We start from the raw sequence: 20,912 nt of genomic DNA, 5'->3' as shown, positions 1-20,912 counted from the left end.
GCCTATGCCGCCCCCAGTGCAACGGAAACGGTCCGCAGCTTGTTACGCTGGAAGGCCTGCTTGAGGGACGGGTCGATGACGCACTCGTATCCCTCCAGGCGCGCTATGAGCTTGCCGGTGTTGCGGTCCAGGAATTCCATGTCGGCGCTGGCGCCGCGCGGGTTCTCGGAGGTGACGCGGATCACTACCTGGGCACCTTCCTTGGGGAAGGATTCCTGGAACTGGCGGTAGCGCCCGGCGAAGCAGGGGAGCGATCCGGCGCCAAAGCGCTCGAAGCTCCAGAGGATCATCATCTGGAAGGCGCTGTCCATAACCAGCGGGTCGGTGAGCCAGGCGCTCCTCAAGGGGCGGCGGATCCATTTGCCCGGCGCGGGCGCGCCCTTGACCGAGGCGGCTATTCCCTTGGCGGAGCAACCGTCGACGTGCTCGATGCCGTGCAGATCGGGGCCGTGGAAGAGGCGCTCGTTGTTGTAGATGACCCCGTCGTGCGGCGCGTAGGCGGTGGCCGGTATTTCGGTGATGGAGCGGATACCTTCCACGTGCTTGGTGGCGAGCACGATCTCGGCGCGGGCATGGAGGACGGTCCTGCCGTTGACGCCGGGGCTGGAGAGCTCAACCGGCACCAGCCAGAACGATTCCTTCTTCACGGCGCGCCCGGCCAGCACGCTCAAGGGGAACGAGGTGTTGTCCTCGAAGACCACCCCTTTGCAGATCCTTAGATCATTGAAGCCGTGGAAACGGAAACCGGGGTTGCCGTGGAGCGCGCCGTGGGCGAGCCATTCCACGATGACCGCCATGGGGACCACCGCTTTCCCGTCCAAAACGTGCGAGCGCAGGAACGGGAATTCCGGGACGGTCAGGGTCAGCGTGAACGCCTCGGAGAGGTTCTCGGGCTTCGCCGCGGAGGAGGCCGGGGCGGCTGCTCCCTTCTGCTCGGGGAGCTGGGCGATGGCTACGATCTCGACCGGCGCGCCGGCAGCGGAGATTTCTCTGGCGAGGAAGTCGCCGCCTTCGGTGAGGTCGATCACGCCGATCCCCTCGGCTGAGAAGACCTTCTTGAGTGCCGGGGTGACCATGCCGCCGTCCCAGGGACCCCAGTTGATGCTGACGCTGCGGCAGCCGCCGCGGCGGCGCGCCTCGGCCTGGGCCACCTTGTTGAGGATCTCGTTGGCGACCGCGTAATCAACCTGGCCCACGCGGCCGAAGCGGCCGGTGGAGGAGGAGAAGAGGGCGATGAAGCTAAGCTCGTCGTTGCGGGTCGCGTGCAGGAGCGCGCGCAGCCCTTCGACCTTGGTGCTGTAGACCTGCTCGAACTGCTCGGGCGTCTTGTCGACGATAAGGCGGTCGGCGAGGACGCCGGCGCCGTGGACCACGCCACGGATCGGGCCATGGGCGCGGCGAATCTCGCCCAGGAGGAGTTCCATGGCGCTGCGGTCGCGGATGTCGACCGAGCGGTAGATCGCCTCGGCGCCGGTGGCGGAGATCTTCTGCAGGGTGTCGCTAAGTTCGCGCCCGGCCATGACGGCCCGGTAGCGCTCCTCGATCTCGCGCGGGTGGAGTTTGCCCACCGCGTTCTGCATGATGGCGCGCTTGATCTCGGCTTCTTCGGAGACGCCGGCAAGCCAGGCGGGCTCATCCTCGGGCTCGGAGCTGCGCCCCAGGAGCACCAGGAACGGCTTGTACTCCTTGGCGAGTGCAAGGGCGGAGACCGCGGTCACGCCGCGCCCGCCGCCGGTGATTACCACCACGTCGCCGGCCTTGATAGCGGGTTCTGCCGGAGCCGGTGCGGAGGGAAGCACAACGGTTTGCAGCGCGAAGCGCCCTTTGCTGGAGAGACCTACCTCGACCGGGCCGCGGCGCAGCATCTCGATGGCGACGGCGCTGGCGGCGGTAGCCGCATGCGGGAACTCGCCCAGGTCGATCGCCTTGCAGGAGACTTCCGGCCATTCCAGCGCCGCCGTCTTGGCGAGCCCCGCCAGTCCGCCGGAGAGCGCATCCTTGATGCTCTTGCCGGAGCCGAAACCAAAGGCCCCGTCCAGTCGGGAGACGGTGACGCAGACGGCCCCTTCGGCGTTAGCCGACTCGTTCAGGGCGCCGGCGGCGTTCTTGACCAGCTGGAAGGCGTTTTCCAGGAATAGGTCGTCGGTGCCTGCGGTGGGCGCGCAGATCACCAGGCCGGAGAGTTTCCCGGCTGGCGCTGTCTGCTGGGCCTGGGCCGCGTTGACCTTGCGCACCGTGCAGCCGTGCTCCAGGAGAATGCTGCAAAGCTCGGAGGCAAACGCCGAACCGTCGTCGGTGACCCAGATCTCGCCGTCGTTGGCAAGGACGATGGCCTCGCCCTCGTCGTCAGCGGCAAGCTCTACAGGGGTGACGGAGCTTCTCTGGATCGCCTGGGCCGGTGCAGGTACCGGTTCCGCGGCGACCGCCTGGCTTGCCTCGTCGGCAGGGGCTGCGACGGGCTGAGCCGATGCGGATGCCGGAGCGGCAAGGGGACTGGCTCCGCCAGGTGCCTGTCCCCCTTCGCTGGCGGGCGCGGCCGAAGCCGAACCGGCAGAGAGGAAGCTTGCTATGTCGCCCAAGGTGCGCAGGGTTCCCAGATGCTCGGGGCCAATGGACGGAGTCTCGGGCAGGCGCTCCTGCAGCGTGGAGAGGATCTCGACGCGCTTGATGGAGTCGATGCCGAGGTCGCTGTCCATACCCATTCCCGGCTCCAGCATCTCCACGGGGTAGCCGGTCTTGTCGGCGACTACCTCAAGCAGGGTCTGCATGATACGAGCGGGGTCGCTGGATGCGGCGGCAAGGGGACTGGCTCCGTCAGTTGCCTGTCCCCCTTCGCTGGCGTGCGCCGCCGAAGCCGAACCGGCAGAGAGGAAGCTTGCTATGTCGCCCAAGGTGCGCAGGGTTCCCAGATGCTCGGGGCCAATGGACGGAGTCTCGGGCAGGCGTTCCTGCAGCGTAGAGAGGATCTCGACGCGCTTGATCGAATCGATGCCGAGGTCGCTGTCCATCCCCATTCCAGGCTCCAGCATCTCCACCGGGTAGCCGGTTTTTTCGGCGACGACGGAGAGCAGGGTGGCGGTGATCTCTTCAGCCGGGACTGCTGCGGCAAGGGGACTGGCTCCGTCAGGTGCCTGTCCCCCTTCGCCGGCGAGTGCGGCCGAGGCTGAACCGGCAGCGAGGAAGCTTGCGATGTCCCCCAGGGTGCGCAGAGTCCCCAGGTGCTCGGGGCCTATGGCCGGGGTGCCGGGGAGGCGTTCCTGCAGCGTGGAGAGGATCTCGACCCGCTTGATGGAGTCGATGCCGAGATCGCTGTCCATTCCCATGTCGAGTTCCAACATCTCCACCGGATAGCCGGTCTTTTCGGCGACTACGGCCATAAGGGTGCTGGTGACCTCGCCGGCGGCGATTGCTGCGGTCTGGGGTGCTGCGAGCTGAGCCGGTGCGGCAAGGGGACTGGCTCCGCCAGGTGCCTGTCCCCCTTCGCCGGCGAGTGCGGCCGAAGCCGATCCGGCAGCGAGGAAGCTTGCGATGTCCCCCAGGGTGCGCAGGGTCCCCAGGTGCTCCGGGCCAATGGCCGGGGTGCCGGGGAGACGCTCCTGCAGCGTGGAGAGGATCTCGACCCGTTTGATGGAGTCGATGCCGAGGTCGCTGTCCATTCCCATGTCGAGTTCCAGCATCTCCACCGGGTAGCCGGTCTTTTCGGCTACTACGGAGAGAAGCGTGCTGGTGATCTGCTCGGCTGCGACCCCGAAAGAAGCGGCGGGCGCAGCGGTTGCTGCCGATGCGACAAGGGGACTGGCTCCGCCAGGTGCCTGTCCCCCTTCGCCAGCGGGTGCGGCCGAAGCTGAACCGGCGCAGAGATGGCCGGCGATGTCGCCGAGGGTGCGCAGTGTCCCCAGGTGTTCGGGGCCGATGACCGGAGTCCCCGGGAGGCGCTCCTGCAGCGTGGAGAGGATCTCTACGCGCTTGATCGAGTCGATGCCGAGATCCGAATCCATCCCCATGTCGAGTTCCAGCATTTCGACAGGGTACCCGGTCTTCTCGGCGATTACCGCGAGGAGCACCTGCGTGATGCGCGCCGAGTCGGCGGTAGCGGAAGCGGGAGCAGCGGCTGCTGTCGGCGCAGGCGCAGGGGCGACTGCCGGTGCGGCGGCGACGGGCGCGGCCTTAGCCACTGGTGCGGAGACAGCCGGGGCGGCGGGTGCAGCCATCGGAGCCGGGGCGACGTACGAGGGGGCCTGCGCCTGGACCGGTACGGTCGCCGGAGCCACTGCGGCGGGGGAAAGGTTGGTGCCCAGGATCAACTGTTGCTGCTGCTGGAGCAGGGTCTGGAAGGTTCTGGTTGCGGTCTCCTGCCCTTCGAGGAAGCGGCGGTGCAACTGCGCGGTATCCTCCTGCATCCGCTGGAGGACCGCCATCCCTTCGCGCGCCAGGCGCAAAGATTCACCAAGCGCCGCCTGGGGTGCTGTGGTGGCGGCCGGTGCTGCCTGGAAGGAAGCTTGCTGGGGCGCAGCCGGTGCAGCCTGGTAGGCGGGTTGCTGTGCAGCCGGCGCGCTCATGGCTACTGGTGCCGCCTGCGGAGCAGCTGGTGCAGCCACCGCTGCCGGTTTCGGCAGGACCGGCGGCTTCTTCGGCTTCGGCTTGCTGTAGTTGGCGCCGCAGATGGGAATGCTCAAGAGCGGCTTCTTACCTGCGGGAGCCGGCTGGTATCCCTCGTCCCAGGCGGCGAGCTTCACGCCGAAGCCGAGCACTGCCAGTTGCGCCAGCGTGCGGCCCAGGTCGGCAATGCCTGCGCGCTTGCCCGAAGACGAGTCGAGGGCGACGGCTGCGTGCGGCCGGTCGGCGAAGATGGCCTGCACGAGCCCGGTCAGCCTGTTGCCGGGGCCGACTTCGACGAAGCTGGTGATGCCCGCCGCGTACATCGCCTCGATCTCCGCCACGAACTCGACCGGCATGGCGAGCTGGGAAGCGAGCTGCGCCTTGGCGGCTGCGGGGTCCGCAGGATAAACCGCGGCCGTGGTGTTGGCGTATACCGGGACCTTCGCCTTAGGCATCTCGATCTTGGCGAGCGCGGCCAAAAACGGCGTGGCGGCGTCGGACACAAGCGCGCTATGGAAAGCGGCTGCGACCGGAAGCTCCTTGCAGGTGAGTCCGCGCCCCTTGAAGATCTCGACGGCGCGCTTTATCTCGGCGCTGGCGCCGGAGAGGACCGCCTGTGAGGGGGCGTTCTTGTTGGCGATCACCAGGTCCAGTTTCTCTGCAGCTACCACCTCGGCAATCTTCGCCAGCGGAGCGGAGACGGCCAGCATGCTCCCCTTGTCCCCTTTGCCGGCGCCCATCAGCTCGCCGCGCAGGCGCGACAGGGCGTGCAGTGCGCTCTCGTCCAGCCGGCCTGCGGCGCAAAGGGCGGTCAGCTCGCCGTAGCTGTGGCCGGCGACACCTTCAGGCTCAAGGCCGAAGGACTGCAAAAGGCGCAGCGCGCCGAGGCTCACGGCACCGATGGCAGGTTGCGCCGCCTGGGTCGCCCGCAGGGCCTCTTCCTGGCTGTTACGGGTCGTATCGTCGAAAGCGGAGGGGGGGTAGATGAGGTCGGAAAGCCTCCTGCCACCGGCGGAAGTGAAACCGTCGTTAGCAGCGGTGACCGCGTCCAGTAGCTGCGGGAAGCGGCAGGCGAGATCGTTCAGCATCCCGGTGTACTGGGAGCCCTGCCCCGGGAAGAGCATGCCGAGCTTGCCGGCTGCGCCGCAGCCGAAGAAGGCACCGTCGGGGGTCTGCCAGGGGGATTTCGAGTTCTTCTCCAGCATGGACTTGGCGTTCTTCACCAGCGAGGCGACGTTGGTTTTTCCGCGCTCGATCACCAGGGCAAGGCGCAGGGTTCCCATGGCGTCGAAGCTCGCGCGGGTCTGGAATGCCAGCTCCCTGACGGCGCTCCAGGCTGCAGCCGCCGGCACCCGGTCGAGCCCGGCAGCTATGGCTGCGGCGTCGGCGCCGGAAAAGGCGAGGATCTGGGTGTTGCCGTCCCAGTCGGCCGCCTTCTTGTCGGCCTGGTACTCCTCGAGGACCACGTGGAAGTTGGAGCCGCCGAAACCGAAGGCGCTGACGGCGGCGCGGCGCGGCACGTCGGCACGCGGGAACCAGGGGCGTTTTTCCTTGGCGAGATAGAAGGGGGATTTCTCACCGACCACCTCTTTTTGTGGGGTCTGCACCTTGATGGTCGGGGGGATCACCTTGTGGTGCAGCGCGAGCGCCGCCTTGATAAGGCCGGCGGAACCAGCGGCGGCCTTGGTGTGGCCGATCTGGGACTTGACCGAGCCGAGGCAGCACCAGGGAAGCTCCGACTCGCCGTATACATCGCGAAGCGCACTCACTTCGACAGCGTCCCCTACCTTGGTGCCGGTGCCGTGGGCCTCGATCAGGCCGATGCTCTGCGGGGTGACGTCCGCGTTCTTGTAGGCGTTCAGGAGCGCGTTCTTTTGTCCGGTCGCGCTCGGGGCGTAGATCGCGTCACCCTTGCCGTCGCTCGAGGAACCGACGCCGCGCACCACAGCATAGATCCTGTCGCCGTCGCGCTCCGCATCCGCCAACCGCTTAATGACCACGAGCCCGAGCCCCTCGCCGAGAATGGTCCCGTCGGCGGAAACGTCGAAGGGCTTCGCGTTGCCGCTAGGGGAGAGGGCGGGGGTCTTGCTGAAGCACATGTACATGAAGATGTCGTTGAAGGTGTCGATGCCGCCGGTCACCACGATGTCGGACTTGCCGGAGGCAAGTTCCATGGAGGCGAGGTGCAACGCGCTGAAGGAGCTGGCGCAGGCCGCGTCGACGACGCAGTTGGTCCCGCCCAGGTCGTACTGCTTGCTGATGCGGCCGGCAACCACGTTGCCCAAAAGACCCGGGAACGAGTTTTCCTGCCAGGGGACGTAGGAGTCGGAGATCCGCTCCACGACGTCGTTGGCGGTCGCCTCGTCTACGCCTGCGTCCTTCAAGGCCGAGCGCCAGATCGGGTGGCCGAGCCGTGCACCGAGGGGTATCACCAGCTCCAGCGTGCCGGTTACGCCGATGATGACCGAAGCGCGGCTTTTGTCGAAGCTGCGGTCGGGGCCGTACCCCGCGTCCTTCAGCGCCTGGCCGGCAGCGACGAGCCCCAAAAGCTGCGAGGTGTCGATCGCCTCCAGGACGTTAGGGGGGATGTTGAACTCCATCGGATTGAAGTCGACGGGGGAGAGGAAACCGCCACGCCGGCCGTAGGTGCGGTCCGGGCTCTTCTGGTTCTCATCGTAGTAGGCGTCCACCGGCCAGTGGGTCTCGGGGACCTCGGTGATGGCGTCGATCCCATCGGCGATGTTGGCCCAGTAGGCGTCACGGTCCTCGGCCTTGGGAAAAAGGCAACCGATGCCGATGATGGCAAGCTGAGTTCCGTTACTGGAGGCGGCCGGCTTCAGATCGTCAGTTTTCAACAAAGGTACTCCTTGATTTGTGCGATTTCGAGAGGTTGCGGTGCGATTTCATCCATCCTGAGTTCGATGCCCTGGCTGCTCAGGAAGTTGGCGCGGTTGAGTGCGGCCGCTCCGTGCAGGATGTTGAGGGCCACGGCTTCGACTGTGCGGTTGCCCGGGGTGTCGAGGAAGGAGCCGGAGGCCCATTCGTTGAAGGCTCCCATGGCGGGGCCGCACCAGACCTGGTAGTCCATGCGCCGCTCTTCGGCGCCGTCTTTGGCCCAGTGTGCGGCCATGCCGAGGTACCAGCGGAAGACCAGCGCCATCAGGTGCTTCGGGTCGCGCTCGGCACGCTCGACCTGGGAGGGGTCGCGCTTGGCGAAGAAGGCGCGGGTATCGCGCCAGATGTCGGCGAGCGGCGCCTGGAACATGGTCTTCTCCAGCTTCTCGCGCTCGGCGGCGGGGATGTCGTCGAGGCTTTTGCAGGCGCGGTAGATCTCGTAGAGCTTCTGTGCGCGCATGGGGAACATGGTGCCGCGCTTCAAGACCTGCACGGTGACCCCCATCTCGAACATGTCGGCGGCGGGGGCCATGGTCACGTCGGCCTGGCGGGTGCCGGCGAGCATGCCGCGCACCGTGTCGGAGGTGCCGGACTCGACGCAGGCCTGATTCACCGACCCGGTCACGAGGTAGGCGGCGCCCATGGAGAAGGCGGCTGCCGCTGAGGCCGGCGTCGAGACTCCGCCGCCAAGCCCCACCCGCAGGCGGCAGCTGTAGCCGTACTGTCGCTGCAGCTTCGCCGCCAGCGCGTTGATGGTCGGGAAGAGGGCGAGGGCGGGGCGGTTGTCGGTATGGCCGCCGGAGTCCGCCTCGGCCGTCACGTCCTGCGCCAGCGGGACCAGCGCGGCCAGTTCGGCCTGCTCGGCGGTGATGGAGCCGTTGGCGACCAGCGCGCGCAGGAGCTTCTCGGGGGGCGGTGCGAAGAACTTCGCCGCCAGTTCCTCGCGGGAGACCTTGGCGATGATGCGGTTGGGGGTCACGATGGTCCCGTCGGCGGCGCGCTTGATGCCGTGCAGCCGGTACCTGACCAGTGGCAGCGTCAGGGCCAGAAAGGCCGAGGCCTCGATGATGCGGATCCCCTTCCTGATGTACAGCTCGGCGAGCTCGCTCTCAAGCTCGGGCTCATGCGGGGAGTGGATCAGGTTGAAGCCGTAGGGGATGTCGCCGAGGGAGGCCTTGAGGCGGTCGGCGGTCTCGGAGACGGTGGCAAGCGGAAGGCCGGCGGCGCCGAAGAAGCCGAGCATCCCGGCGCGGCCCAACTCCTCGGCCATGGCCGCGGAACTGATCCCCTTGGCCATGGAACCGCCGACGTAGGGGTAGCGGATGCCAAGTTCGCGGCAAAAAGAAGGATCCCCCAGGTTTTCCGGAAAGCAGGGAGGGGCGTAAGCGGCGATCGGCAGCGCGCCCGGGTTGACGGCGCCGAGCCGGCCGATGCCTCCCAGCCTCGGGACCGTGGTCCTTTCCTTTTCTACGAGATACAGCGGCTGGCGTACGTAGCGGAGGGCTTCTCTCAGGTTAGCGGCCTTTTGAGGGGGGGCGTTCGAGGCGGGGTGCCACGAACCCAGGTTTTCCAGGTTTGCAGAGCGAGCGGTATGGTCACCCTGTAGTGAAAATGGATCCAAACGGGCTTCTCCTGTTGCCAGCAAATTAGCAGCGGAATTGCGATGGCCTAAACGAGTAATGATTCGGCAGAAGGACAAGCTTGGGCATGGCGGAGGCAGGTCCATGCATCGTCGATTGTACTTGTCTCAAGCGGGTTTAGCAGAACGGACAGGTCGCCCACTATAGCAGAGTATGTGTACATTAAATCGAGCAAAAAGGCAAGACAAGACGCGGCTTCAGCCAACTTTTAGCTGAACCTGATTGGAGCGGCCCAACCCTCAGCTTCCGGTTTTGAGCTTTATGGCCTGAAGCACGTAGGGAAAGATCGTCTCGGTGACAATGGCGTAACCCTGTGGATTGGGATGGATGCCGTCCGAGAGATTGAGGTTCTCTTCTCCAGCGACTTTATCCAGGAAAAACGGGACCAGAATAAGCTTTCGTTCTTTGGCGACCCGCGGATAGATCGCCACGAACTTGTCCCGATAGGGCGAGCCCATGTTGGTGAGCATCTGCATCCCCGCCAGGACCACGACCACGTTTTTCGCCTGCAAGGCTGTCACAATGCGCTCGATGTTCTTGCGGGTGAGTTCCGGGGGCTGCCCGCGCAACCCGTCGTTGGCGCCGGTCTCGAGGACCACGATGTCGGGCGCGAGCTTCAGAATCCACTCGACGCGGGCCAGGGCGCCGGTGCTGGTCTCGCCGCTGATGCCGGCGTTCACCACGCGCCACTTATATCCAGCCTGGTTGAGCCTCCGCTCCAGCTGCGCCGGGTAGGCGTCGGTCTCGGGTACGCCGTAGCCGGCGGTAAGGCTGTCGCCGAAAGCGACGATAGTTCCGCGCGGTGCTGGTTTTTCGGTCGCGTTCACGGCGGCGGGCTCCTTCTCCTTTTGGCAGGAGACCAGAAGGAAAGCAAATAGGATGGTTATGGTGAAAAACCTCAAGTTGAACATGAAACCTCCAGCGGGGCTTTTCCTATTTTGTGGGGCGCCTGTCTCCCCTCGCCCTCTCTTTACTCCTCCGACTGCTCCCGCAAAAAAGCCACCGGCTTCTGGTAGAGGATGGGGAGCGCGACGGCAAGCCCCACGAACATCACCAGCAAAGTGGTGGCCAAAAGCAACAAAAGGCTCTCGCCGAGATACGGCTCATAGGTCATGTCGAGCCCCTTGCGGCAGATGATGAGGCTCCCCAGCTGGGAAATAAGCAGCGCGATGACGCCGCTCACCAACCCGAGGACCAGGTTCTCCGCAGCGAAGACCTTGAGCACGAACGCCCTGCGCGCGCCCAGTATGGTGAAATAGACCGCTTCCTGGATCCTCGCGTAGCGCGTGGCGAAGACCGAACTGATTATGATCAGGACCCCGGCAATGACGCTGAACGAGGTGAAGAACCTGACGATGCTGGAGAGCCGCAGCATGATCTTCCCGAAGACGGTGACGGTCTCGGTCAGGTCGATGACGCTCACGTTGGGAAAGGCGGAAACCACGCGGTTTTGCAGGGCGCTGATGCCGGCTTTGTCGACCCTGACGGCGGCAAAGAAGGTCTGCGGCGCTTGCGAGAGCACGGAATCTGGAAAGACGAAGTAGAAAAAAGGCGAGAAGCCGCTGCTGGTACGGGTACGCACGCTGGAGACGCGTGCGGTGATGGGGAGCCCCTGGACGCGGAAGCTCACCCGGTCCCCTACCTTCATGTCGTGCATCTTCACCACGGTGTCCAGCACCGAGACCTGCGGCTCGGTCCAATCCTTCCGGAACAGGGTCTCTCCTGACTCGATCCGCTCGTCTGGGAGCAGGTACTCCCTGTAGGTGAGGTTCATCTCGCGCGCCAGGTTGTCGCCCCTGGATTTTCGCTCCTGTGCCTGATCTATGGGGATCTCGTTCACCGCGGTCACGTTCCCCTTTACGATTGGGTAGAAGGCGCCGCCGGGGCCGATCATGCGGGCGAAGGCGTCGCGCTGGCCGGGCTGGATGTCGATGAAAAAGACGTTGGGGGCGCCCGGAGGAAAGGACTCGATGAAGGTGGCGTTGAGGTTCTTCTCCACGAGGTTGATGGCGAAGATCACTGCGAAGGCCGCCGAAAGGGTGACCATGATGGAAAGCGACGCGTTGTGCGGCCGGAAAAGCCCTTTGAGCGCCTGGCGCAAAGCGAGGTTCTTTGGCTGACTCCGTTTCAGGAAATGGAGGGTGACCCAGGCCAGCAGATAGGAGATCAGGATCAGCGACACCAGGGAAAGCATGAAATAGAGCCCCGTCTTCAGGTCGCGCAGGCGGATGAGCACCATGGAGAGGAAGAACAAAGCGCCAAGGCTTGCGATGATCCAGGTGGATCGGTTCCAAAGGGCGGCCGTGTCCTCCTTGCCGAAGATGGCCCTGGGCTTCACCTCCTTCAGCCGGTAGAGGGGGAGGGCGGTGAAAAGTAGCACCACCAAAAGGCCTATCGCCATACCCTGTAAGATCGCCGAGGTCGAGACCTGGAGAGTCACCTGGGCCGGTATCAGCCCACTGAAAAGAGCAGGGAGATAGCGCTGCAGCGCGAAACTACCGGCGAGCCCCGCGACGGTGCCGAGGAGGCCGAGGATCAGGGTGAGCCCCAGGAAATGCCCGATGATGAAGCGGCTCCTGGCGCCCAGGGCCTTCATCACTGCTATGGTCCGCTCCTGCTCCTTCAAAAGGGCGAAGAGCGTGCTCTGGATGCCGAAGCCGGAAAGAAGCAGGGTGAAGATGCCGCTTAGGTTCAGGAAGAAGAGCAGGTTGTCGAAGAAGCGCTTCACGCGCGAGCCGGCGTTTTTGTAGGTCTCGACCCTGACCCGGCCGTCGTTGCCGGTTGCGGCGCGAAGCTCCGAGGCGATCCTTTCCAGCCTCGGGGGATCCGTCACCTTGACCAGGGTGACGTGCTCGACGCGGCTTCCCTTGCCGATGAGGGCGAGGGTGGCGCGGTCCGCGGCGGCGACGAAGACGCGGGGGCCTAAGGCGAAGAAATTCACCGGCCGGTCCGGCTCCTGCACCACGACGTCCTTAACGGTCAGGACCGCGTTCCCGATCATCAGCGGGTCCCCGATTTTAAGTCGCAGCCGGTCCAGGAGCGCCTGCTCCACCACCAGGCTCCCGGGCGCGAGCACCTTTTCGAAGGGGCGGCCGGAGGCAAGGCGCACCGAGCCGTAAAAGGGATATCCCGGCTCCACGACCTTGATGTTGCACAAAAGCGACGCGTCGGCGCTGGGCTTTTGCACCACGGAATAGAACTCCCAGAAACGGGCGCTCGTTATTTCACGTCGGTCGCGAAGAGCCGCCAGTTTGCGTTCGAGGCCTGGCGGAACCGGAGAGTGGGACTTGATGATGATGTCGGCTGCGTGCAGTGACTGGGCGTCGCGCAGAAGCGAGCTTTCCACGCTTTCGCGGAAGCTTCCCAAGGAGACCAGGGTGATCATGGAGAGGGCGACGCAGAGGACGAAGACCGTGCACTGCCTCTTGGCGCCGGTCACTTGGCGCAGCAGGAACCTGGCGTTAACCATGCTCCTGCCCCGTGACGATCCTGCCGTCTTTGAGCGTGACAACGCGATGTGCGCGCTGGGCGATTTCGGGGCTGTGTGTCACCAGGATCAGGGTGGTGCCGCGCTCGCGCTGCAGTTCCAGGAGCAGCTCCAGAATGGCGGCCCCGTTTATGGAATCGAGGTTGCCGGTCGGCTCGTCGGCGAAGATGATGCGCGGGTCGTTGATGAGGGCGCGGCAGATGGCGCAGCGCTGTTTCTCGCCGCCGGAGAGCTGGTGCGGGAAACTGGTGAGCCTCCCGGATAATCCGACCCTTTCCAGGAGGGCCTTGGCCTTGGCGCGGGCTTCGAGATCCCCTTTGAGCTCCGCCGGGAACATCACGTTCTCCAGCGCGTTCAGAGAGGGGACCAGATGGAAGGACTGGAAAACGAAGCCGAAGGCGCTGTTTCTCAAGGGAGCTAGGGCGTCTTCGCCTAGGTCGGTGATGTCCTCCCTGTCGATGAGGACTCGTCCTCGGTCCGGGCGGTCCAGCCCGGAAAGGATGGTGAGCAGCGTCGATTTGCCGCTGCCGCTTTCTCCCTTCACCACTAGGAACTCGCCGCTCTCGACCGAGAGCGAGACGGAGTCGAGCACCTTGATCAAGCGGTTTCCGATACGGTAGCTTTTGCTGACCTCTTGGCTTTGCAGGATTGTCATCTGGACCGTATCCTTTTTAGCGTGAGCGGTTTACAGTTAAAAGTTTTTTATTATACTCTCCAGATCATGCGATCAAGGATGGTGCCATGCAAAACTCCAGATGTCGACAGGAAAAAAGGGATCCGGACTTTGCCCGGTGCAGGACCAGCAGTGTCGGTGCTGTCATGCCCGGAAGCGGGATTGAGATGTTCTACTGCGGCATCGATTACGCCGAGTGCAGGTACGCGCTTCAAGTGGGATACGACTACCTCTGCAGACACAAAAGCAACTACGCCTTTGCCAAGGCGGAAGAATGCTGACTCACTCCTCCCCTATTTTAAGCAAGTAGCGAGTACTCTCCAGCGTATCTGGTGACAGAAAACAAAAAAAAGGAGCAGGTCGTATGACCTGCTCCCGCAGGTGGATCTCTTTTGTTGTCCGCGGCCGGCGTGCCTTTTCACCCTACCTCCAGGCGCTGGTCCGGGTCGGGGTAGGGCTCGAAGAGGTTTTTTCCGGCTTCGCACACCGGGCAATGCCACTCAAGCAAGAGGTCTTCGAAGGAGGTGTCGGGGGGTACGTCGTTTACCGGGTCCCCATCAGCGGGGTCGTAGATGTGGCGGCATACGGTACAGATCCATTTTTGCATGTGACGGGCTCCTTACCAGTTAACCGCCTCCGGCTCCCGCTTGATCAACAGGATGCTGCAGGGCATCCGGCGCAGGATGGCGTCGTTGTCGCGCCCGAAGACCATGTGCTCCAGACGCCCCTCTTCGTGGGAGAGCAGCACCATGAGATCGATCCGCTCCTCCTTTACCACCTGCATCACCTCGTCGAGCGGCTTTCCTTCCTTAATGATGAGCTTGATGGGGAGTCCCGCGGTGATCTCCTTGCGGATGATCTGCTCCAGCTCTTCCCGGGCCTGGTCCTTCTCGCTTGCGTAGCTTTTGCTCTCTTCGGGGTAGGGGCTGGGGGCGTTGATGGAGGCGCCGCCCATGCTTACCGTGCCCGCCACCCCCGACAAGATATGCAGCACCGACAAGTCCGCCCCGTACTTTCTCGCGATAGAAATGCCTACTTCGATCGCTTCGCGGGAATACTCGCTCATCCTGTTGACCACGAGAACGCGCTTGAAATTTTCCATGGTCTTGCCTCCTGAGTAACTCGGCTGTTGGTTCGGCTGGCCCGGCGTCTCTCGATCTGTGCGTCGCTTTAGCCGTTGAACGTCGTTAATAAATCCTTGAAAGGAGGGCGTTAATGATTGGCCCACCCCAGTATATACGATTGCCAAGTCCAGGCAACTTGATATAAATATTTCTAATCTTTTACTCGGCCAGGGAAAACGGTTCAGGAACCCAAAAACATCAACCAGTTACGGGAGGTGTAACATGCATAAAGTCTTAGAGGTCTCGATCGTGTTGTGGCTGGCATCGCTTCTTTGCTCATGTGCTTCGGTCTCCGTCGTCGACACCTGGCGCAATCCGGAGCTTCGTCCTCAGCGGCTGCAAAAGATACTGGTGGTGAGTATCAACAATAAGGATGCTGCCCGCCACGTTTACGAGGATATGCTGGCGAGCGAACTCTCGCGCAAGGGTGTGGAGGCTATCCCTGGGTACACCGTGATCCCCGGTGCGGCCTTTGCCGACTGGGGGGTGCTGGACCGGGCGGTGCGGCGGGCCCAGGCCCAGGCGATACTCACGGTGCAGACCACCAAGGTCGAGAGGCAGACCAGCGTGCAGCCGGACAGCGCCTATCCCGGCTACTGGTACCCGCAGGGGTTCCCTACTTGGGACTTCCCCGGATACTACCGCTCCATGGCGCTTTACGGCCCCACCTATGTCACTACCTACGATGTCGCCACCATGCAGGTGAACCTCTTCGACGCGGGCACCGACAAGCTCATCTGGGCCGCCACCATGCAGAGTACCGACCCTCAGAAGGTCACCACCGTTGGGCAGGACCTGGCCCGCAAGGTGGTAAAGAAGCTTGCCAAGGAAGGACTGATCTGAAGGCGGTGCGCCATGGATCTCATGAAGAAACCCCCCCGCTCCTTCTACGACCGCGACACGGTGACCGTAGCGCGTGAGCTTCTCGGTGCAAGGCTCGTGCATGTGGTGGCCGGGGTGGAGCGGGTAGGGCGCATCGTGGAGGTGGAAGCGTACCTGGGCGAGCAGGATCTGGCTGCGCATTCCTCCAAGGGGCGTACTCCCCGCACCGCCATTCTCTTCGGCCCTCCCGGATTCGCCTACGTCTACCTGATCTACGGCATTTACTGCTGCATGAACATCGTCACCGAACGTGAAGGAAGTGCTTGCGCGGTGCTTTTGCGCGCGCTGGAACCGGTAAGAAACGTCGAGGGGCGCAGCTCCGGGCCGGGTCTGCTCTGCCGCGCCATGGGGATCGACCGCCGGCAAAACGGTCGCGACCTGTTAAGCGACGATTTCTACGTGGCGGAAAGCTCCAAGCGGGAATCGATGCAGGTAGTCTCCAGGCCAAGGATCGGGGTCGATTACTCAGGTATTTGGGCGGGAAAGTTACTGCGTTTCTACATAGCCGGAAATTCCTTTGTCTCAAAACCATAACCGGACGGCCTATGCAAGATGATTTCAGACCTTCCGTGAAGCTATCCTTGATTTTCCTTCCTTCAATTACTGTTAGCGTCACCTACAGAGACAATCCCCGCAGATGTGCATGTCATTACCTTTTTACCTGAAGATGTAAGGATCGCAGCTTTCCCTTACCTAGCAGAGTCTGCCGCTCCTCATGCTGCACCGGTTCAGTCCGGTAGAAGAACGGCTGACTGACCTTCCAATTTTATGCCTCTGCAACCCACGCTTATTATTGGTGCAAATTAATTTTCCTTCGCTATACTCTTCTGCATTTCGCGCAAAAGGACCCTGTCATGGAGATGGAACTCGCCGAGCGGCTTTACCGACTGATGTTCACCAACATGCGGGAAGGGCTGGTCATCCTGCGCATCGACCCCGACGATGGGGAAGGATCCCCGGCGGTGATCGAGATGAACCCCGCCGCGGTGAAACTCTGCCGTTGCCGCCAGTTCAACTTCGGCAACTGCAAGGTCGTCGACTGTTTCCCCGGCTGGTTCGACGAGGACCGGCTGCAGGAAACCTGCAAACGCCTGGCGGCCTTCGGCGGCATGGTGGAACTGGGCGAGGTCTCCTGGGGAGGGTCCCTTTACCGCGCCCGTATATTCGGGTTGTCGGAGGAGCACTTGGGGCTCGTTGTCGTCGACGTCACGCGGCAGAAAAAGGGGGAGGCCGAGATAGCAGCGCTCTCGGCCCAGATCGAGCGGCAGACGGCGGGGCTGGAAAAGCGCGTGGCGGAGAGGACCGCGCAGTTGCAGGAGATCAACGAGGAACTCGACAGCTTTGCCTACACGGTTTCCCACGATCTGCGCGCGCCGCTGCGCGCCATGCGGGCCTTCGCCGGGATACTGCTGGAGGAGGAGCAAAGCGAGGACGAGCGGATAGCGTATCTGAAACGGATCCAGGGGGCGGCGGAGGGGATGGAGCGCCTGATCCAGGATCTCCTCGCCTACAGCCGAGTCGGCCGGCAGGAACTGGTGCTGCAGCGCGTGAGCCTCAGTGAGGTGCTTGCCGATGCGGCCCGGCAACTGGAGCTTACCAGCTGGGGCAAGAGCTACCGCTTGGAGGTGCGGGACCATCTCCCCGATGTGGTCGGGCACCATACGGTGCTGGTCCAAGTAGTTCTGAACATCATGGGGAACGCCATAAAGTTCGTTCCCAAAGGGGTGGTCCCGGAGCTGGAGGTGTGGGCCGAGGATATGGACGGGGAGTGCCGCCTGAACATCGCCGACAACGGCATCGGCATTGCGCCTGAGCACCAGGAGCGGATCTTCAAGATCTTCGAGCGGCTGCACGGCATAGAAAGCTACGCCGGCACAGGAATCGGGCTGGCCATCGCGCGCAAGGCGGTGACCAAGCTTGGGGGAAGGATAGGGGTGGAGTCACGGGAAGGGGAAGGGAGCAGGTTCTGGATCGAGCTTAAAAAAGCCGTGCCCTCGTCATGAGGGCCGAACCCGCCTGGGAGGCTGTATGAGCTACGTGCACCACACCATACTATTGGTGGACAGCGACCAGGATATGGCCCACTTCGCCATGCTCGCGCTGCAGCGTGTCGGTGTCATCACGCCGGTGCAGCTAGCCGGCACTGCAGAGGAGGCCATCGACTACCTTAAGGGGAGCGGCAAGTACCAGGACCGGGAGAACTTCCCGCTGCCGGTTCTGCTGCTCCTCGACCTTAAGCTTCCCGAGATGTCCGGACTGGAGTTTCTCCGCCGGCTGCGGCAGGAACCGGTCCTGAACAGGGCGCCGGTCATCGTGCTGACGAAGCCCGGCCCAGAGGGCGAAATCGATCGTGCCTACGAGCTTGGCTGCAACTCCTTCCTGCTGAAGCCCCCCTCTTTCAACACCCTTTTGGTGATGATGCAGGCTCTGGTGCAGTACTGGCTCGGCTTGAACCTCCCCCCGCAACTGGCCTCGCCCAACTACGCTTCTCGACCAAAGGGAGCAGTCGAGGTCGGAGCGGGCACGGCGGAACCCGGCGCGTGACCGGCCAGTGAGCGAGGCTTACATGGCAAATGCTGTGAAAAAACTGGAGCCGGAGCCTGCGCCAGGCACCGAGAGCGCCGAGGAGCAGGAGAGCCAGGCGGACCGCGGCCGTAGCATCAGCAAAAGCCATCTGGTGAACCGGCTCAACTATCTCAACTTCCAGGATCTGACCGTCCTGGTCAGCCTGCGGCACGAGGCGTACGACGACGCGATATCCCTGCGCGCCTGTCCACAGCCCTGCGCCGGAGAGCGGCTGGACCTGGTCTGGGCCGAGATCCCGAGCCTCAAGCAGCTGCTGAAGACCTACCGGTTCGAGTACCTGCTCATCGCCGACGGCCGGAAGTACCTGGTGGTGAACTCCGAGCTGCTCACCATCAACGAAGAGGGGGTCTCGCTCTTGCTCCCGGCCGCCTGCCGCGAGTTCCAGGCGAGGAAGATCAAGAGGCACCCGGCGCGGGAGATTTCGGTGCAGTTGATCCAGCACGGCGTCACCTTCGACTGTCAACTGGTCGATTTCACCCCGGTCTCGGTTCGGGCCACAGGGAGCCTTAGGAGCGCCGAGACGCTCATGTGGGTCAACACGGAGAGCCCGGTGCACCTGCGCCTCGTGCGGGACGGCGAGGTCATCTACTCCGGCAACTTTTCCATCCACTCGCGCCAGTTGTCCGGCAAGAGCTGCTCCTTCGTGCTGAGGCAGTTAGATAGCAACATCCAGAGGTACCGCACCAAGAAGTACCGGAATGCCAGGCAGCAGTTGGTGCCATCCCCCAACATCGTCTTCGAGCACCCGCTCATCGACAAGCGGGTCAACCGCAAGATGGCCGACATCTCGGGCACCGGCTTCGCGGTCGAGGAAGGGGAGGGGGACAGCGTGCTGATGGCTGGGATGATGCTCCCGGACCTGAAGATCAGCTTCGCGCACGGCTTCAGCCTCAAGTGCCTGGCCCAGGTGGTTTCCCGCAACGCGGCCGGAGGGGAAGAGGAAGGGAGCGTCCGCTGCGGCCTCGCCATCCTGGACATGGAGATCCACGACCACGTGAAGCTCCTGTCGATCCTGCACCAGGTGGCGAACCGGAAATCGTACGTTTCCGCCGAGGTGGACCTGGACGAGCTTTGGGACTTCTTCTTCGAGACGGGGTTCATCTATCCCGGAAAATACGCACACTTCCAGGCCAACAAGGAGAGCATCAAGGAGACCTACGCGAAGCTCTACACGCACACCCCCCAGATCGCCCGCCATTTCATCTACCTCGACCGCGGCATCATCCTGGGCCATCTCGCCATGGTCCGCTTTTACCCGAATTCATGGCTCATCCACCATCACGCGGCTCGCAAGTCGGTTTCCATCAAGGCGGGGCTCGCCGTGCTGGACCAGGTGAGCCGTTACCTGAACGAGCTGGAGAGCTTCGCCTTCGCCCATCTGCGCTACGTCTACTGCTACTACCGCCCCGACAACAAGTTCCCCAGCCGGGTCTTCGGCGGCTTCGCCAAGAAGCACCAGGACCAGTCAAGCTGCTCGCTCGACCTCTTCTCCTATGCCTTTCACCACGGGAACGGTGGTCCGGCTGCTCTCCCTAAGCCCTGGGAGTTCGGGGAGAGTAGCCGCTTCGACGTGGCGGCGCTGAACCTGGCGCTTTTGGCGATGGGGGAGACGGGGCTTTTGACCTGGGTCTTTCCGTCGAGCCTCTGCATTTTGCTCCTCGTTGCCCTGGCGACGGAGACCAGCGAGAAAAAGGCGATCAAGGAGAGCCTTTGGAGCACCCGTGACTCCATCGAGGCCCTCCTGGACCAGATCAACCTCAACTACAACAACGCCATGCTCACCCACGAGATCGGGCAAAGGCTCGGCAACTACACCAAGATCGAGGAGATGCTCTTCGACGTGGTCCAGATCATGAGGTACCGGCTGGAATACGACCGCGGCATGATCCTTTTGGCGGACGGGTGCAGAAAGCGCCTGGAACTGCGCGCAAGCTACGGCTACAAGGACGAGGAACTGGCCTGCCTCAACTCGCTCCCGTTCCCGCTGGAAAACCGGGAGCAGGGGGACGTCTACCTCGAATGCTTCCGAGGGCAGCGGCCGTTTCTGGTGAACGAGCTGTCCAGCGGCAGCGTGGGCGAAAACACCCTCGCCTGCGCCCACATGAGCGGCACGCGCGCCTTCATCTGCTGCCCCATCGTTGCCGACGGCGCTTCCCTCGGGGTCCTGACCGTCGAAAACGTGCAGCTGAAAAGGCCGCTGGTGGAAAGGGACATCAGCCTCATCATGGGGACCGCCTCGGTGCTAGGGATCAGCATCCGCAACTGCGAGCTGATCGGGGCGCTGGAAACTGCCACCGAGGAGTTGGAACTGAGGGTAGCCAAGAGAACGGAGGACCTGGAGAAAAGCCGCCAGAAGATGCAAGAGCAGCACGAGGAACTGGTGCGGACCTATTTCGCGCTGGAGGAGGAGACCGCGCAGCGGTTGAGCGCTCTGGAGGAGCTCGCGCGCAAGGAACGGATGCTTTTGCAGCAAAACAGGCTGGCGGCTCTCGGGGAGATGATCAGCAACATCGCGCACCAGTGGCGCCAGCCCCTGAACGAACTGGGGCTGATCGTCCAGGAACTTCCCATCATGTAAGACAGGGGGGACTTCAACAAGGAGTACCTGCGCGAAAGCGTCGCCAGGTGACGGTCCATTCCGTCGACGACCCGGCGATCATGGGGCACCCAAACGAGTTCTCCCAGGCGATCCTCAACATCCTCTTACACGCCCGCGACGCCTTCAAAGAGCGCAGCATCTCTTGCCGGCAGATCGAGATCCGCATCTTCCCGGAAGACGAAACCGCCGTAGTCACCATAGGCGACAACGCCGGCGGCATCCCCGAGGAGATCATGGACAAGATATTCGACCCCTATTTCACCACCCGCGGGCCGGAGCAGGGGACCGGGATAGGACTCTACATGACCAAGATGATCATCGTGAAAAACATCCCCGGAAAACTGTCGGTCCGAAACACGGAAAAGGGGGCGGAATTCAGGATCGAGGTGGGCAAAGTTGCGCCCCGCCAGCATTGACATGATTTCCC

12 protein-coding genes and 1 pseudogene are annotated in these 20,912 nt (G+C 63.4%); 6 read left to right on the top strand and 7 right to left on the bottom strand.

The genetic code is table 11. The annotated features are described in order from the left end of the window. Positions 1–2: 2 nt before the first annotated feature. The 5 genes from K419_RS0102655 to K419_RS0102635 form a co-directional block, all read right to left on the bottom strand. The gene (locus K419_RS0102655) at positions 3–7,454 is read right to left on the bottom strand and encodes a type I polyketide synthase (protein ID WP_035496826.1); all 7,452 of its coding nucleotides are present in this window, start codon (positions 7,452–7,454) and stop codon (positions 3–5) included. Next, the gene (locus tag K419_RS0102650) at positions 7,451–9,115 is read right to left on the bottom strand and encodes a PfaD family polyunsaturated fatty acid/polyketide biosynthesis protein (protein ID WP_026840206.1); all 1,665 of its coding nucleotides are present in this window, start codon (positions 9,113–9,115) and stop codon (positions 7,451–7,453) included. The genes K419_RS0102655 and K419_RS0102650 overlap by 4 nt, the downstream gene beginning before the upstream one ends. A gap of 258 nt (positions 9,116–9,373) precedes the next feature. Then, positions 9,374–10,045, bottom strand: a complete 672-nt coding sequence (locus K419_RS0102645) for an arylesterase (protein ID WP_026840205.1) — start codon at positions 10,043–10,045, stop codon at positions 9,374–9,376. A 59-nt stretch (positions 10,046–10,104) separates the two neighbouring features. Continuing rightward, positions 10,105–12,603: an ABC transporter permease gene (locus K419_RS0102640; protein WP_026840204.1), complete on the bottom strand. Its 2,499-nt coding sequence runs from the start codon at positions 12,601–12,603 to the stop codon at positions 10,105–10,107. After that, positions 12,596–13,276, bottom strand: a complete 681-nt coding sequence (locus tag K419_RS0102635; RefSeq protein ID WP_026840203.1) for an ABC transporter ATP-binding protein — start codon at positions 13,274–13,276, stop codon at positions 12,596–12,598. The genes K419_RS0102640 and K419_RS0102635 overlap by 8 nt, the downstream gene beginning before the upstream one ends. Positions 13,277–13,440: 164 nt before the next feature. Here K419_RS0102635 and K419_RS24245 point away from each other — a divergent pair, with 164 nt between their 5' ends. Then, the gene (locus K419_RS24245) at positions 13,441–13,575 is read left to right on the top strand and encodes a hypothetical protein (protein ID WP_264175564.1); all 135 of its coding nucleotides are present in this window, start codon (positions 13,441–13,443) and stop codon (positions 13,573–13,575) included. Between the two features lie 137 nt (positions 13,576–13,712). Here the strand turns inward: K419_RS24245 and K419_RS0102625 are convergent, their stop codons facing one another. Both K419_RS0102625 and K419_RS0102620 read right to left on the bottom strand, forming a co-directional pair. After that, a complete protein-coding gene (locus tag K419_RS0102625) occupies positions 13,713–13,901 on the bottom strand; it encodes a rubredoxin (RefSeq protein WP_026840201.1) in 189 nt (62 codons plus the stop codon). Positions 13,902–13,913: 12 nt separating this feature from the next. Next, complete coding sequence (locus K419_RS0102620; protein ID WP_012530545.1) at positions 13,914–14,396, bottom strand: universal stress protein; 483 nt, start codon at positions 14,394–14,396, stop codon at positions 13,914–13,916. Positions 14,397–14,640: 244 nt separating this feature from the next. On the opposite strand from K419_RS0102620, the gene K419_RS0102615 reads away from it, so the two are divergent. From K419_RS0102615 to K419_RS24010, 5 genes and pseudogenes are all read left to right on the top strand, one after another. Next, positions 14,641–15,261 carry a DUF4136 domain-containing protein gene (locus K419_RS0102615; protein WP_026840200.1) on the top strand — a complete coding sequence of 207 codons (621 nt, stop codon included), beginning with the start codon at positions 14,641–14,643 and terminating at the stop codon, positions 15,259–15,261. A 12-nt stretch (positions 15,262–15,273) separates the two neighbouring features. Further along, a complete protein-coding gene (locus K419_RS0102610; RefSeq protein WP_156912168.1) occupies positions 15,274–15,834 on the top strand; it encodes a DNA-3-methyladenine glycosylase in 561 nt (186 codons plus the stop codon). A gap of 320 nt (positions 15,835–16,154) precedes the next feature. After that, the gene (locus tag K419_RS0102605; RefSeq protein WP_026840198.1) at positions 16,155–17,303 is read left to right on the top strand and encodes a sensor histidine kinase; all 1,149 of its coding nucleotides are present in this window, start codon (positions 16,155–16,157) and stop codon (positions 17,301–17,303) included. 25 nt (positions 17,304–17,328) lie between these two features. Further along, the gene (locus K419_RS0102600) at positions 17,329–17,844 is read left to right on the top strand and encodes a response regulator (RefSeq protein WP_026840197.1); all 516 of its coding nucleotides are present in this window, start codon (positions 17,329–17,331) and stop codon (positions 17,842–17,844) included. Positions 17,845–17,866: 22 nt separating this feature from the next. Further along, a pseudogene (locus tag K419_RS24010) lies at positions 17,867–20,901 on the top strand (GAF domain-containing sensor histidine kinase). The last annotated feature ends 11 nt before the right edge of the window (positions 20,902–20,912 follow it).

This window comes from Citrifermentans bremense R1 (assembly GCF_000426865.1).
Taxonomy (GTDB): Bacteria; Desulfobacterota; Desulfuromonadia; order Geobacterales; family Geobacteraceae; genus Geomonas; species Geomonas bremensis.
This window is presented reverse-complemented; position numbering and strand designations above follow the sequence as displayed.